At 63.4% G+C, this 13156-nt stretch carries 13 protein-coding genes; 7 read left to right on the top strand and 6 right to left on the bottom strand.

All coding sequences use genetic code 11. The features are described 5' to 3' along the window. Positions 1-77: 77 nt before the first annotated feature. The 3 genes from NKH70_RS15605 to NKH70_RS15615 form a co-directional block, all read right to left on the bottom strand. Entirely contained in the window at positions 78-599 is a 522-nt protein-coding gene (locus NKH70_RS15605; RefSeq protein WP_352912795.1) for a hypothetical protein, read from the bottom strand. Positions 600-816: 217 nt separating this feature from the next. Next, positions 817-1260 carry a hypothetical protein gene (locus NKH70_RS15610; RefSeq protein WP_352978562.1) on the bottom strand — a complete coding sequence of 148 codons (444 nt, stop codon included), beginning with the start codon at positions 1258-1260 and terminating at the stop codon, positions 817-819. A 5-nt stretch (positions 1261-1265) separates the two neighbouring features. Next, positions 1266-2684, bottom strand: coding sequence for an FAD-binding oxidoreductase (locus NKH70_RS15615; RefSeq protein WP_352912793.1), 1419 nt, complete (start codon positions 2682-2684; stop codon positions 1266-1268). Positions 2685-2803: 119 nt separating this feature from the next. Between NKH70_RS15615 and NKH70_RS15620 the strand changes: the two genes are divergently transcribed. Together NKH70_RS15620 and NKH70_RS15625 are read left to right on the top strand one after the other, a co-directional pair. Next, the gene (locus NKH70_RS15620; RefSeq protein WP_352978560.1) at positions 2804-3289 is read left to right on the top strand and encodes a thioesterase family protein; all 486 of its coding nucleotides are present in this window, start codon (positions 2804-2806) and stop codon (positions 3287-3289) included. Between the two features lie 147 nt (positions 3290-3436). Next, entirely contained in the window at positions 3437-3634 is a 198-nt protein-coding gene (locus NKH70_RS15625; RefSeq protein WP_023676715.1) for a hypothetical protein, read from the top strand. A 72-nt stretch (positions 3635-3706) separates the two neighbouring features. On the opposite strand, the gene NKH70_RS15630 is transcribed toward NKH70_RS15625, so the two are convergent. Further along, positions 3707-4186, bottom strand: a complete 480-nt coding sequence (locus NKH70_RS15630) for an Lrp/AsnC family transcriptional regulator (RefSeq protein ID WP_352912840.1) — start codon at positions 4184-4186, stop codon at positions 3707-3709. A gap of 90 nt (positions 4187-4276) precedes the next feature. Here NKH70_RS15630 and NKH70_RS15635 point away from each other — a divergent pair, with 90 nt between their 5' ends. After that, positions 4277-5185: an EamA family transporter gene (locus tag NKH70_RS15635; RefSeq protein WP_352978558.1), complete on the top strand. Its 909-nt coding sequence runs from the start codon at positions 4277-4279 to the stop codon at positions 5183-5185. On the opposite strand, the gene NKH70_RS15640 is transcribed toward NKH70_RS15635, so the two are convergent. Then, positions 5186-6085, bottom strand: coding sequence for a dienelactone hydrolase family protein (locus tag NKH70_RS15640; protein WP_352912790.1), 900 nt, complete (start codon positions 6083-6085; stop codon positions 5186-5188). It abuts the gene before it with no gap. Positions 6086-6352: 267 nt separating this feature from the next. On the opposite strand from NKH70_RS15640, the gene NKH70_RS15645 reads away from it, so the two are divergent. Both NKH70_RS15645 and NKH70_RS15650 read left to right on the top strand, forming a co-directional pair. Beyond that, positions 6353-6493 carry a hypothetical protein gene (locus NKH70_RS15645; RefSeq protein ID WP_352912789.1) on the top strand — a complete coding sequence of 47 codons (141 nt, stop codon included), beginning with the start codon at positions 6353-6355 and terminating at the stop codon, positions 6491-6493. 9 nt (positions 6494-6502) lie between these two features. Further along, the gene (locus NKH70_RS15650) at positions 6503-6934 is read left to right on the top strand and encodes a hypothetical protein (RefSeq protein WP_352912788.1); all 432 of its coding nucleotides are present in this window, start codon (positions 6503-6505) and stop codon (positions 6932-6934) included. A 10-nt stretch (positions 6935-6944) separates the two neighbouring features. On the opposite strand, the gene NKH70_RS15655 is transcribed toward NKH70_RS15650, so the two are convergent. Beyond that, complete coding sequence (locus NKH70_RS15655) at positions 6945-9257, bottom strand: glucose/quinate/shikimate family membrane-bound PQQ-dependent dehydrogenase (protein ID WP_352978556.1); 2313 nt, start codon at positions 9255-9257, stop codon at positions 6945-6947. Positions 9258-9296: 39 nt separating this feature from the next. Between NKH70_RS15655 and NKH70_RS15660 the strand changes: the two genes are divergently transcribed. After that, positions 9297-10358, top strand: a complete 1062-nt coding sequence (locus NKH70_RS15660) for a DUF2059 domain-containing protein (protein WP_352978554.1) — start codon at positions 9297-9299, stop codon at positions 10356-10358. A gap of 92 nt (positions 10359-10450) precedes the next feature. Further along, complete coding sequence (locus NKH70_RS15665; RefSeq protein WP_352978552.1) at positions 10451-13153, top strand: ATP-dependent helicase; 2703 nt, start codon at positions 10451-10453, stop codon at positions 13151-13153. Positions 13154-13156 lie beyond the last annotated feature (3 nt).

Here is a 13156-nt window from a genome sequence, read left to right on the forward strand (position 1 = left end):
ACCCGCATCAGCGTGTCGATAAAGAGGCAATTCCCGCCAGACAGGCTTCCAGAGCAAAAGAAGGCGGCCAAGAAAACTCAGCGGGCGTCGCGCTTTGCCTGCGCCACCTTTGCCGCCTGCCGCTGCCGGCCGAGTTCCATCGGCCGGATCAGATTCTCGGGCCGCCGGCTCACGATCGCGCGCATGCCTTTGTGCGCGGTGCGCGTGTTGAACTCGGGACCGTCTGCCGCAGCGCCTTGCTTCATGGACAGCGCCTTGCGTGCATTCTCGACCAGCGAAACACGCGCTGCCAACTGGCGGCGGCGTTCGGCCTCGCCATTGAGCCGCCGCATGGTCATCGCCAGAACCGCCAGCTTCAACTGCGAACCTTCATCGGCCTTCGAGGCGCCGGCGCCCTTTGGCGCACCCTTGCCGCGCATTTCGCGGCGGCGGCGATGCGCCTCGGTCTGGGCCTTGTCGCGCCGTCCCCTTAGGAGCTTGACCAGGCTGGCGAGTTCGGCGTCGGCAAGATGCTGTACCGCTGGATGGTGCGACTTCTCGACGAGAGCGCGTTCGTCGGCGCTCAGCGCCCGAGCCTCTTCCTTGCGTGAAATCGCCATGTTGCTTGCTCCTCCGTTTGCCACGTCTGCCCGGTTTCAGGCACTGGCAACGTCCGGAGTCTCCGACCAAACGTCGCTGCGGTCAAGGCTGATGGACCAGCGGATCAGTCGCGTCGCCAAAGCCGGTCGAGAAGCCGTATTCGTTTGTCTGGCAGCGCCGTGACGCTGGGACTGATGGCCGCCATCAACGAGGTCAGAACCGACCCGTCGCGACAGCTCATCGAAAAGCTCTCCGCGACAAATTCAAGCGTCGAGTCGTGGAAAGTGAAGATGAAGTGCCGATAGCCAGAAAACAGCCCAGGCTGATGAGAACTGTGAACTCGATTTGCTGTTCCAGCGAACCGATCCATGACGAGTTGAGTACCTCAAATGCAGCATAGGGCTGCAAGCCCAGTTTGTAGAGCCGATGGCCGCTCAAGGCCTCATCGTTCGGCAGGCCGAATTGAAGTGCTAGGCAAGGCTTTGCCGTCAGGATCGCAACCGATTGGCCGTTGGTTACAGGCGAAACCGAGCGCGGATTCGTCCCATCGAATGACGGATCCGTCTTGTTGACGATATAGGCGACCAGCAACTTGTCTTCGTCGGCAAAGACGTGAGGTAGTGGTGCACCGGCGGAAAGAGGCGGTACTTCGATGGGCAGAAGAGCCTCGCCTGCGGCCATCGCCGTTATTTCCCGATTGCCGGCAATATCTTGCCGGGGTTCATTATATTCAGGGGGTCGAGTGCCTGCTTGATCGTGCGCATGATGTCGACGCCATGGCCGAGCTCATGCCGCAGGAAGCCGATCTTGCCTTGCCCTATGCCATGCTCGCCGGTGCAGGTGCCGTCCATGGCGATGGCGCGCATATTGAGCCGCGCCACGAATTTTTCCGCCAGCGCGATCTCCTTCGGGTCGTCCACGTCCATCAGCACCAGCACATGGAAATTGCCGTCGCCGGCATGGCCGACGATCGGCGCGATCAGGCCCATCTCGGCGATGTCCGTCTCGGTCTCGGTGACACATTCGGCAAAGCGCGAGATCGGCACGCAGACATCGGTCGACAGGCCCTTGGCGCCCGGCCGCAGCGTCAGCGACGACCAGTAGGCATCGTGCCTGGCTTTCCACAATTTTGTCCGCTCTTCGGCCACGCTGGTCCACAGGAAGGGGCCGCCGCCATTTTCCTCGGCGATCATGCCGAAAGTCTCGGCCTGTTCGGCGACGCCGGCATCGCTGCCGTGGAACTCGACGAACAGGCAGGGGCTCTCCGGATAGTCGAGCTTCGAATAGGTCTTCATCGCCCGCATCTGCAGCGCGTTGACCAATTCGATGCGTGCCACCGGAATGCCCATCTGGATGGTCGCGATCACCGCATCGCACGCCGCCTCGAGGCTGGGGAACGGGCAGACACCGCCTGAAATCGCCTGCGGAATGCCCTGCAGCTTCAAGGTCAGCTGGGTGATGATGCCAAGCGTGCCTTCCGAGCCGATCAGCAGCCGGGTCAGATCGTAGCCGGCCGAGCTTTTCTTGGCGCGCTTGCCGGTCGTCACTGCTTCGCCGTCGGCCATCACCGCGGTCAGCGATAGGACGTTCTCGCGCATCGTGCCGTAGCGCACCGCGTTGGTGCCCGACGCACGCGTCGCCGCCATGCCGCCGAGCGAGGCGTTGGCGCCCGGATCGATCGGAAAGAACAGGCCGGTGTCGCGCAGGTGCCGGTTCAGATCCTCACGCGTCACACCGGGCTCGACGGTGCAATCGAGGTCCTGCGGATTGACCGCAATGATGCGGTTCATGCGTGACGTATCGAGTGAGATGCCGCCGCCCGGCGCATTGGTGTGGCCTTCCAGCGAAGAGCCGACGCCGAAGGCGATCACCGGCACGCGATGCGCCGCGCATGCGCGCACGATCTCCTGCACCTCCTCCGTCGTCTCGGCAAAGGCGACGCCGTCCGGCGCCTGCGTCGGAATATAGGTCGTGGTGTGCGCGTGCTGGGCGCGGATCGCCTGGCCGGTCTGGAATCGCTCGCCGAGCCGCTGCTTGAGGATGCCGAGTACGGCGGCAATCCCTTCTTCGTTGCGCTCGACCGGATTGAGGTCGCTTAGAGCCATCGATTCCTCCGCGAATGGACCAGCGTCCACCCTTGTTCTGCATCTAGGGATGCGTAGTCTCACCGACCACGCTCTGTCCAGTCCACGCTCATCCCGGCATGACGAGAAGGAAGTTTCCGATGCCCATCCCCGCCCCTTTCGTCTCTCGCGCCATGGAGATCGAGGAGGCCTGGATCGACTACAACGGCCATCTCAACATGGCCTATTACAACGTGCTGTTCGACCGGTGCTCCGACGAAGCATTCGAGATGATGGGGATGGGGCCGGACTATGTAAGGGAACGGCGGCTGACCATCTACACCGCGGAAGTCCATGTCTGCTACGTCCAGGAGCTGCATCTCGACCACAAGGTCACGGTCTCGTTCCAGTTGCTGGACCACGACGAGAAGCGGCTGAGGGCCTATCAGGAAATCCGCCATCTCGACGGCTGGCTCGCCGCCACCTCCGAAACGCTGTCGCTGCATGTCGACATGGCTGGCCCGAAGGTCGCGCCCTTCCCCGCTGACGTCCTGGCCAAGGTGGAAGCGATGCGCGCCGCCCATGCCGCCCTGCCGATGCCGGAGCGCGCCGGCCGCTCGATCGGTATTCGTCGTAAGTCGGCTTGAACCGCAACCCAACCGCCGTTAACCTTACCGAGGTTTTAACGTGAACAAGCCGAATTGAGACGTTGAACGACTCAGCGCGGCGTTGGAAAACCATCCGCATCGAATTGCGATACGGGCGGCGGAGCAGCAGCGGTTCGGGGAACGTGCATGAAAACCGACATCAAGGTCGAGGCGGACAGGCTGGCGGCTGATCCACGCATCACCGACTATGATTTCTGGCGCTCGCTGAAGAACCTCAACAACGAGATCTTCCACATCGCCAACAACAACGAGCCGATCCCTTTCGCCATGATCCGCTGGCGCGCCATCCTGAAGCAGGCGAGGATGAAACGCGGCCACGCCTGAACGGCGCGGGAAGAAACAGACCGGCCGTCCGGTTTGCATTTCTGATGATATGCTGACGAACGACCCCAAGCATCAAGGCAGCCGCTTCACCGCCCCCAGCGGCGATCGCGGCACCACCGGCGACGACTGGATGATCGCCGTATTGGTCATCGCGAACGGAATGATCCGGTCGATCACCCGCTCGAGTTCGGCGACCGAGGCGACATGCGCCAGCGCGATGAAACAGTCTTCGCCGGTGACCCGGTCGCATTGGGCGATTTCCGGCAGGTCGCGGATGATTTCGGCCACCACGGCGAGTTGCCCCGGCACCGGCCTGATGCGCAGCCATACCGACAACTTCATGCCGAGCGCGGCCGGATTGATGCGCACCGTATAGGCCTCGATCACGCCGCTTTCCTGCAGCCGCTTGATGCGCTCGGCAACGCTCGGCGCCGACAGGCCGACCGAGCGCGCCAGTTCGGCGGTGCTGGTGCGCGCATCCTTTTCCAGCAGGCGCAGGATTTTCAGGTCCGCCGGATCCAGATCGGTATTTTCATTTCGAAGGCGTTTCAGCGGAATACTCCTTGCTTTCGGAAAGGAAATGGCCGCAATGACTGGCCATCATCCATATCAATGGCAAAAATCGCCTGCGATACTGATCCCATGGAAGATCGGACGCAAGCCCCAGCAGCAAGCCCGGCACTCGCCGGCCCCGCCTTTACCTTGGCAAACGCGGTCCCGCCGCATCTCTGGTTCGGCGTCAGCGCCGTGTTCCACTATCTCGGACCGGCCTTCGCGGTGCTGCTGTTCCCGCATGTCGGCGTGCTCGGCATGGCTTGGCTGCGCATCGCCACCGCTGCACTCGTCTTTGCCCCATTGACCCGGCCATGGGCGGTCTTTGCCCGCGCCGATCGCTCGACGCGATTGTTGCTTCTGGCTTTCGGCGTCTGCCTTGGGGTGATGAATTGCTCGTTTTACCTGGCGCTCGACCGGCTGCCGATCTCGCTGGTGGCGGCGATCGAATTCGTCGGCACCATCGGCGTCGCGCTTGTCGGCCTCAGAAGCCGGCGCAATCTGGCCGCCCTTGCAATCGCCGTCGCCGGCACCTTGCTGCTGATCGACGTCAAATGGTCGAGCGATCCCGTCGGCCTGTTCTGGGCTTTCCTCAACGGCGCGCTGTTCGTTGGCTACATCGTGCTCGGCCACCGCGTCGCGCGCGCCGGCGCCGGCGACGGCATCGCCGGGCTGGGTGCCGCCATGGCGGTCGCCCTTCTCGTTGTACTGCCGATCGGTTTTGCCGATGCGCTGCCGGCTTTCTCGGCGCCGCCGCTGCTGCTTGCGGCGGTCGGCGTCGGCATCTGCTCGTCGGTCATTCCCTATATTTGCGACCAGCTTGCCATGTCGCGGCTTCCGCGCTCCAGCTTCGCGCTGATGTTGTCTTTGCTGCCGGTCACCGCGACCTTGATCGGCGTCATTGTGCTGCGGCAAATCCCAAGCGCCACGGACTGCCTTGGCATCGCACTGGTGGTGGCCGGCGTCGGCCTTCACAAACCGGCGCCGGCGCCCACCTGATCAGGCCAGCTTCTCCTTGAGGAAGGCGATCGTCCGGCCCCAGGCGAGATCGGCCGCCTTCTTGTCGTAGCGGGCCGCCGACGTGTCGTTGTTGAAGGCATGGTTGGCGCCTTCATAGACATAGACCGAGTATTCGACATGAGCCGCGTCGAGTGCCTTCTTGAAGGCATCGATGCCGGCATTGGTGCGGGTGTCGAGGCCGGCATAATGCAGCATAAGCGCGGCCTTGATCTTCGGCACGTCCTCGGCCTTTGGCTGCATGCCGTAATAGGCGACGGCGGCGGCGAGGTCCGGCGCGTTGACGGCCAGCATGTTCACCGTGCCGCCGCCCCAGCAGAAGCCGACGGCGCCGACCTTGCCGTTGCCGTCCTTGTAACTTTTGAGGTAGGCGACCGTTGCGACGGCATTGGTGGCGACCTGTGCTGGATCGAGCTGGGAAAACAGGTCACGTGCCCTGTTTTCATCGGCCGGCGTGCCGCCGAGCGGCGTCATGAAGTCCGGCGCGAGCGCTACGAACCCTTCCAGCGCAACGCGCCGCGCCACATCGCGAATATGCGGGTTGAGACCCCTGTTCTCATGCACCACGATGACGGTGCCAAGCTTGCCGGTCTGGTCCGCCGGCCTGACCAGATAGCCCTTCATCTCGCCGGCGCTGCCGGGATAGCTGATGTCCTCGCCTTTCACACGCGGATCATCTTCCGCCACGATTGCCGCCTGGGCCGAGTTCGCCGCCAGCAGCGGCGCGATCGCGGCCGCTGCCGCACCCGAGCCTGCAAGCCTGGTCAACTGCTCCATGAAGCGGCGCCGGTCGAGCGTCAGATGCGTGTATTCGTCATAGGCATCGATCATCGCCTGGGTAATGACAGGCTCGGCGGCAGTGGGTCCGGCAGGTGTTGTCATGGCGCGCTCCTCGTCGGCCCCCCGCGGCAACATAGAGCCGAAGCTTGCCTGGTCCAGTCACGGCTGAGTGAGGCTGCCAAAAGTCCCTGCACGAGGGCCGTGATGCCGCGCGCCTCACTGTCGTTAAATTTTGGTCCTTTGTGGCAATGCTAAATGCACGCACCACAATGTAAAGAAGTTACCGAGCTATGCCTCACTCGGGCCATTTGGCGAACGAGAGTGGCCATTTGGCGGGAAAAGAATGCCTGACGACGAAGGAATAAGCCCATGACCTTTCCCTTCCCGCTTCTGGCAAGTGGGTTCGCACTCGCCGCTATGACTTTGCTGGCGCTGCGGTTCACCGCCTTCAAACGATCGTTGATCAAGGTCCGCTCCAACCGGTACCCGCCCACAAACACCAAAGCCTGAGGAAAGGTCATGGACGTTCAGGACATCATCAACACCGTCTCGCAGAAAGCCGGTCTCAACCAGGCTTTGACGGAAAAGATCGCCGGCACGATTTTCTCGGTGCTCGAACACGAGGCGGAAGGCACGACTCTGTCCAGCTTCTTCGCCAAAATCCCGGGAGCCGACGCCCTGGCCAAGCAATATGATGTCATGGCTCCCGGCGCAGCTTCCGGCGGTGGGCTCCTGTCCTCGCTGGAGGGCGCGCTCGGCGGCGCTCTCGGCGAAAAGACCGGCGCGCTGATCAACGGCGTCGCCATACTCAAGGCATCAGGCCTCACGCTCGCACAGATCAGCCAGGCCGGCACGATGCTGGTCCAGCAGACCGAGACAGCCGCCGGCCCGCAGTTGACCAATGAGGTACTTGCATCGGTACCCGACCTGAAAGGGCATCTCGGGCTCTGAAGGAACTTCTCTATTTCGGCAGCGTATAGGCCATCACATAGTCGCCCGGCTTGGTACCGACCGAGCCGTGGCCGCCGGCAACGATGACGACGAACTGGCGCCCGTCGGCTACCGTGTAGGTCATCGGTGTCGACTGCCCGCCCGCCGGCAGCCGCGCCTGCCAAAGCTGCTTGCCGGTCGTCAGGTCATAGGCGCGCACATAGTCGTCGACTGCCGCACCGAGGAAGGCGACGCCGCCGGCAGTGATCATCGGCCCGCCAATGCCGGGCACGCCGACCTTGAATGGCAGCGGCAGCGGCGTCATGTCGTAGACGGTGCCGTTGCGATGCTTGTAGACGATCTTGCCGGTCCGGAGATCGGCACCAGCCACATAGCCCCAGGGCGGCGCCTGGCAGGGAATGCCGAGCGGCGACAGGAACGGCTTCAATATCACTGCGTAAGGCGCACCGTCATTGCGGTTCAGGCCCTGTTCGCTGCCCTTGGTGTCGCCGGGCGGCGGCACGTCGGCGCGCGGCACCAGTTTGGAGATGAACGCCAGGTACGTCGGCATGCCGAACATCACCTGCCGGACCGGATCGACTGCCACGCCGCCCCAGTTGAAGGTGCCGAAATTGCCGGGGTAGATCAGCGAGCCCTGCAGTGACGGCGGCGTGTAGCGGCCCTCATAGCGCAGCTTCCGAAGCTCGATCCGGCAGGCCAGCTGGTCGAACATGGTGATGCCCCACATGTCGGCGCCGGTCAGTGGCTTCGGACTGAAGCTCAGGTCCGAAAGCGGCTGCGTCGGCGAGGTATGGTCGCCTTCGATCGCGCCGGCCGGCGCCGGTAGTTCCTTGACCGGAACGATCGGCTCGCCACTGCGCCGGTCGAGCACATAGAGGTCGCCCTGCTTGGTCGGCCCGACCAGCGCAGGCACCACGCCACTTTCCGTGGTGATGTCGACCAGCGTCGGCTGCGCCGGCACGTCCATGTCCCAGAGGTCATGGTGCACGGTCTGCCGCACCCAGCGCAATTGTCCGCTGTTGAGGTCGAGCGCGGTGATCGACGAGGAGAATTTCTCGTCATTGGCGCTGCGCCCGGCGCCGAGCTGGTCCGGCGTCTTGTTGCCGAGCGGCACATAGAGCAGGCCGAGCTTCTCGTCGGTGCTCGCCGTCGACCACATGTTGGGCGAGTTGTTGGTATAGGTCTGGCCCGGCGGCAGCGGCGTCGTCTGGTCAGGATTGCCGGAATCCCAATTCCACAACAGCGCGCCGGTGTCGGCATTGTAGGCACGGATAACCCCGGACGGCTCCTGCGTAGAATAATTGTCGTTGACCGCACCGCCGACGATGATCTTGTTGGCGACGATCAGCGGCGCCGAGGTCGAATAGTAATAGCCCGGCTTCGGATATGGCATGTTGGCGAGAAGGTTCAGCGTGCCGCCTTCGGCAAATGTGGGGCAGACCTGGCCGTTCGCGGCATCGAGCGCGATCAGCCGGGCGTCGGATGTCGGCAGGTAGATGCGTGTGGCGCAGGGCTGGCCGGCGGCGATCTTGGCGTCGGCATAATAGGACACGCCGCGGCAGGTCTGGTGCTGGCGGTCCTTGTCGAGCTTGACCTTCGGATCGAAGCGCCATTTCTCCTTGCCGGTGGCGGCGTCTATGGCGATGGCGAAATTATGCGGCGTGCAGATATAGAGCGTGTCGGCAATCTTCAGCGGCGTCACCTGATAGGTCGTCTCGGCGATGTCGTCGGGCCCTTTCACGTCGCCGGTGCGATAGGTCCAGGCCGGCTGCAGATTGGCGACGTTTTCGGGGGTAATCTGGTCGAGCGGCGAATAGCGCTGGCCATATTGCGTGCGACCGTAATAGTGCCATTCGCCGGCCGGCACGTTGCCGCCGAGATCGGCCGTCGGCGTCACCTTGTCGGTGTTGAGTTCACCCGCAATATCCTTTGGATCGACCGTCATCGAATAACCGGCGACGGCAAGCGAGGCCAGCACGGCGAGGATAAGCGGCGCGCGTCCGTCGGGACCGGTAAGCCCGCGCCGCGCCCATGGCGTCAATAGCCACAGCGCTATAAGCACGATGATGCCGCCGCGCGGACCGAGCTCCCACCAGTCGAAGCCGATCTCCCAGACCGCCCAGGCGAGCGTGCCGAGCACGATCGCCGCATAGAGCCACAGGGCCGTGGATCTGCGCCTGTAGAGCAGCCAGGCCGCGACAAGGAAAGCTAGACCAACGATGACGTAATACCAGCTGCCGCCCAGCGTCACGAGCCAGATGCCGCCGCCGCCAAGCGCTAGGCCGATGAGGAAAAGGATCAGGGAGGTGATGACCACAGCCAAGACGGTGCTCCTTCGACTGGTGCGCGCCGCGACGCGTCCATGGGCAACCCCGCATTGCGTTCCTGCCCCCACGCAACTTTCTCCGGCCCGCCTTGTGTGTCAAGCGAGCTCGAAGCAATCCATGATCGGACCAACAACGACGCTGCTGATTTCAACGCTGTGGGCAAACTCGAGCCACACGCTAAAGTAGCGATCTACCTTGCCGGTAACCAAGTTTTCCAGCAATCTGGCTTGAGCCACCAAAACCTTGGAGTAAATAGAGTGACGTCATTCCTAGTGCCTACGACGCGCGCAGTGCTTATCGCATACGCCCTCCTCCTCGGACTGGTCGCCGGGACAATGGCGGCACCGGCACAGACGATCGGCGAGATCAACAGGGCAAACGGCCTTGACGAGATGCTGATGAGCATCGGCCCCAGTATCGCCAATGGCATAAACTCCATACCGGGACCTCTTTCGAAAAATTTCCAGGAGGCCTGGTCGGAGGCGATGGAAGGCTCCTTCGACGCGGCCAAAATGGAGACGGCCGTCGAATCGCACATGGGGGACAAGCTGACCGCTGCCGATCTGTCCGATCTTGCCGCGTTCTACACCTCGGCTTTGGGCAAACGCGTTACCGCTCTGGAAATTCAATCGTCTGGTTCTGAGGGCAAGGAAAGAAAGAGGACAGACGGCCACCGCATCCTCGCCGAGCTGCCATCCAAGGATCCGGTCCGTCTCGAGTTGTACAGGAAGATCATGGATGACATCAGCGCCGTCGACACGGGCGAAGCAATGGCGTTGAATATAGGCTACGCGATGTTTTCGGGCGTGGTGGGAGCGGCAGGAAAACCCCTTCCGGACGACCAGATCATGGCTCTGGTGCACCGGCAATACGCAAGCATTCGCCAGAAAATCGAACAAAACGTCATGGAAGGTGCCGCCTACACGTACAGAGATCTGCCGCTTGAAGATCTCAAGCTTTATTCGACATTCCTGGCGTCGCCCGCCGGCAGCCGCTACTACGATCAAATGCTGGCCGCTCTGAGTGTGGTGATAGCAGGGGAAGCGCGCTCGTTCGGACACCGGTTGTTCGTAGCGCTGGGTTACCGCAAGGCCTGAGCAGGCGGGTATCGCACCGCTCGGGTGCTTTGCCAGAACAAAACGGAGACACTTCTGGCCTTTCGCTGCCGAATCACTACATTCGGGGGGAGATGTCCGGGTTTTCGGAAGACATGCCCTTTTTTGACGAACCGAACGCGCGGCCCGTGGCCCCGTCGGGCATTGCCGCGCGCGCCATGGCTGCCCGCAGCAACCAGAACAACGCGCCCGATTATCTCAACGGCCTCAACCCCGAGCAGCGGCTGGCAGTAGAAACCACCGAAGGCCCGGTGCTGGTGCTGGCCGGCGCCGGCACCGGCAAGACGCGCGTCCTGACCACCCGCATTGCCCACATCCTTGCCACCGGCAAGGCTTTCCCCTCGCAGATCCTCGCCGTCACCTTCACCAACAAGGCGGCGCGCGAGATGAAGCAGCGCATCGGCCTGTTGATCGGCGACGGCAATGTCGAGGGCATGCCGTGGCTCGGCACCTTCCATTCGATCGGCGTCAAGCTGCTGCGCAGACATGCCGAGCTGGCCGGGCTCAAATCCGACTTCACCATTCTCGACACCGATGATGTCGTACGGCTGATCAAGCAGCTCATCCAGGCCGAAGGGCTGGACGACAAGCGCTGGCCGGCCAAGCAGTTCGCCCAGATGATCGACGGCTGGAAGAACAAGGGCCTCGGTCCCGCCGACATCCCCGAGGGCGATGCCCGTGCCTTCGCCAACGGCAAGGGCCGCGAGCTCTACAAGGCCTATCAGGAGCGGCTGAAAACGCTGAACGCTTGCGACTTCGGCGATCTCCTGTGCCACCCGATCCGCATATTTCGCGCCAATCCGGACGTGCTGAAGGAATACCACAAGCGCTTCCGCTACATCCTCGTCGACGAATACCAGGACACCAACACCGCCCAGTACATGTGGCTGCGCCTGCTGGCACAGCGGCCGCGATCCTCCCCCCTTGAGGGGGAGGTGCCCGCGAAGCGGGCGGAGGGGGTTGCCGCAGAAGGCACCGCCAATGCGTCGAGCACTGCCGCACGGACCCCACCCGACCGGGCTTTGCCCGGCCACCCTCCCCTCAAGGGGGAGGGAAATCCGCGCCCAGCCACCGTAAATATCTGTTGCGTTGGCGACGACGACCAGTCGATCTACGGCTGGCGCGGCGCCGAGGTCGACAACATCCTGCGCTTCGACAAGGACTTTCCCGGCGCCACCATCATCCGGCTGGAGCGCAACTACCGCTCGACCGCGCATATCCTCGGCACCGCCTCGCATCTCATCGCCCACAATGAGGGCCGCTTCGGCAAGACGCTGTTTACCGAAAAGATCGCCGAGGACGACGAGAAGGTGCATGTCCATGCCGCCTGGGATTCCGAGGAGGAGGCCCGCGCCGTCGGCGAGACCATCGAGGCCTACCAGCGCCAGAAGCACAATCTCAACGACATGGCGATTCTCGTCCGCGCGTCCTTCCAGATGCGCGAGTTCGAGGACCGCTTCGTCACGCTCGGCCTCAACTACCGCGTCATCGGCGGCCCGCGCTTCTACGAGCGCCTCGAAATCCGCGATGCGCTGGCCTTCTTCCGCGTCGTCGCGCAAGGCGCCGACGACCTCGCTTTCGAGCGCATCGTCAACGTCCCGAAGCGCGGCCTTGGCGAGGCCACCATCCGCCAGATCCACGACACCGCACGCGCCCTGCGCATCCCGATGCTGGAGGCGGCGGCAACTCTCGCCGAGAGCGACGAGCTGAAGCCGAAGCCGCGCGCGGCACTGCGCGAGGTCTCGGCCAATTTCGAGCGCTGGCAGAAGGCGCTGGAAACCACGCCGCACACCGAGCTCGCCGAGACCATCCTGGAGGAGAGCGGCTACACCGACATGTGGAAGAACGACCGTTCGGTCGAAGCGCCGGGGCGGCTGGAAAACCTCAAGGAGTTGATCCGCTCCATGGAGGAGTACGAATCGCTGCGCTCCTTCCTCGAACATGTCGCGCTGGTGATGGACGCCGAGCAGAACGCCGAGCTCGACGCCGTCAATATCATGACGCTGCATTCGGCCAAGGGCCTCGAATTCGAAACCGTGTTCCTGCCCGGCTGGGAGGAAGGGCTGTTCCCGCACCAGCGTTCCCTGGACGAGGGTGGCCGCTCCGGGCTGGAAGAGGAACGCCGCCTCGCCTATGTCGGGCTGACCCGCGCCAAGAAGAACCTGCACATCTGGTTCGTCTCCAACCGCCGCATCCACGGCCTCTGGCAATCGACCATCCCGTCGCGCTTTCTCGACGAACTGCCCGAAGCCCATGTCGAGGTCGCCGAGAGCGGCAATTCCTATGGCGGCTACGGCAATGCCTATGGTGGCGGCTCGTTCGCCGCCGGTCGCGGTGGCCAAGGGGCAGGCAGGCAGAACCCCTATGGCGCGTCGCGCTTCGACAATCTTGGCGGCAACAACGGCGCCGAGAAATCCGGCGCTTTCTCCAGCACCTATGCGACACCGGGCTGGCAACGTGCTCAGGCCAACCGCACCGAGGCGACCGACCGCAATTGGGGCACGCGCTCCGGCCACCAGGTCGAGCGCATCGGCTATGGCGAAACCGATTCCGGCTACGGCGCCGGCCGGACCTCGATCAAAGGCCGCACCATCGACGGCGAGCTGGTCGCCAAATCCGTCGCCGACACGCCGTCCCCCTTCAATGTCGGCGACCGCGTCTTCCACCAGAAATTCGGCAACGGCAACATCTCGGCCATCGAAGGCAACAAGCTGACCATCGACTTCGACAAGGCCGGCCAGAAACGCGTGCTGGACGGGTTTGTCACGGGGGTGTGAGGT

Origin of the sequence: Mesorhizobium sp. M0991 (assembly GCF_040318915.1) — a bacterium.
GTDB lineage: Bacteria > Pseudomonadota > Alphaproteobacteria > Rhizobiales > Rhizobiaceae > Mesorhizobium.

Bases quoted from the DNA above. Each gene is read 5' to 3' on its own strand.
- NKH70_RS15610 (WP_352978562.1), bottom strand. From the start codon at position 1,260: ATGGCCGCAGGCGAGGCTCTTCTGCCCATCGAAGTACCGCCTCTTTCC.
- NKH70_RS15605 (WP_352912795.1), bottom strand. From the start codon at position 599: ATGGCGATTTCACGCAAGGAAGAGGCTCGGGCGCTGAGCGCCGACGAA.
- NKH70_RS15650 (WP_352912788.1), top strand. From the start codon at position 6,503: ATGGACGTTCAGGACATCATCAACACCGTCTCGCAGAAAGCCGGTCTC.
- NKH70_RS15660 (WP_352978554.1), top strand. From the start codon at position 9,297: ATGGGCAACCCCGCATTGCGTTCCTGCCCCCACGCAACTTTCTCCGGC.
- NKH70_RS15645 (WP_352912789.1), top strand. From the start codon at position 6,353: ATGACCTTTCCCTTCCCGCTTCTGGCAAGTGGGTTCGCACTCGCCGCT.
- NKH70_RS15635 (WP_352978558.1), top strand. From the start codon at position 4,277: ATGGAAGATCGGACGCAAGCCCCAGCAGCAAGCCCGGCACTCGCCGGC.
- NKH70_RS15615 (WP_352912793.1), bottom strand. From the start codon at position 2,684: ATGGCTCTAAGCGACCTCAATCCGGTCGAGCGCAACGAAGAAGGGATT.
- NKH70_RS15665 (WP_352978552.1), top strand. From the start codon at position 10,451: ATGTCCGGGTTTTCGGAAGACATGCCCTTTTTTGACGAACCGAACGCG.
- NKH70_RS15620 (WP_352978560.1), top strand. From the start codon at position 2,804: ATGCCCATCCCCGCCCCTTTCGTCTCTCGCGCCATGGAGATCGAGGAG.
- NKH70_RS15625 (WP_023676715.1), top strand. From the start codon at position 3,437: ATGAAAACCGACATCAAGGTCGAGGCGGACAGGCTGGCGGCTGATCCA.
- NKH70_RS15640 (WP_352912790.1), bottom strand. From the start codon at position 6,085: ATGACAACACCTGCCGGACCCACTGCCGCCGAGCCTGTCATTACCCAG.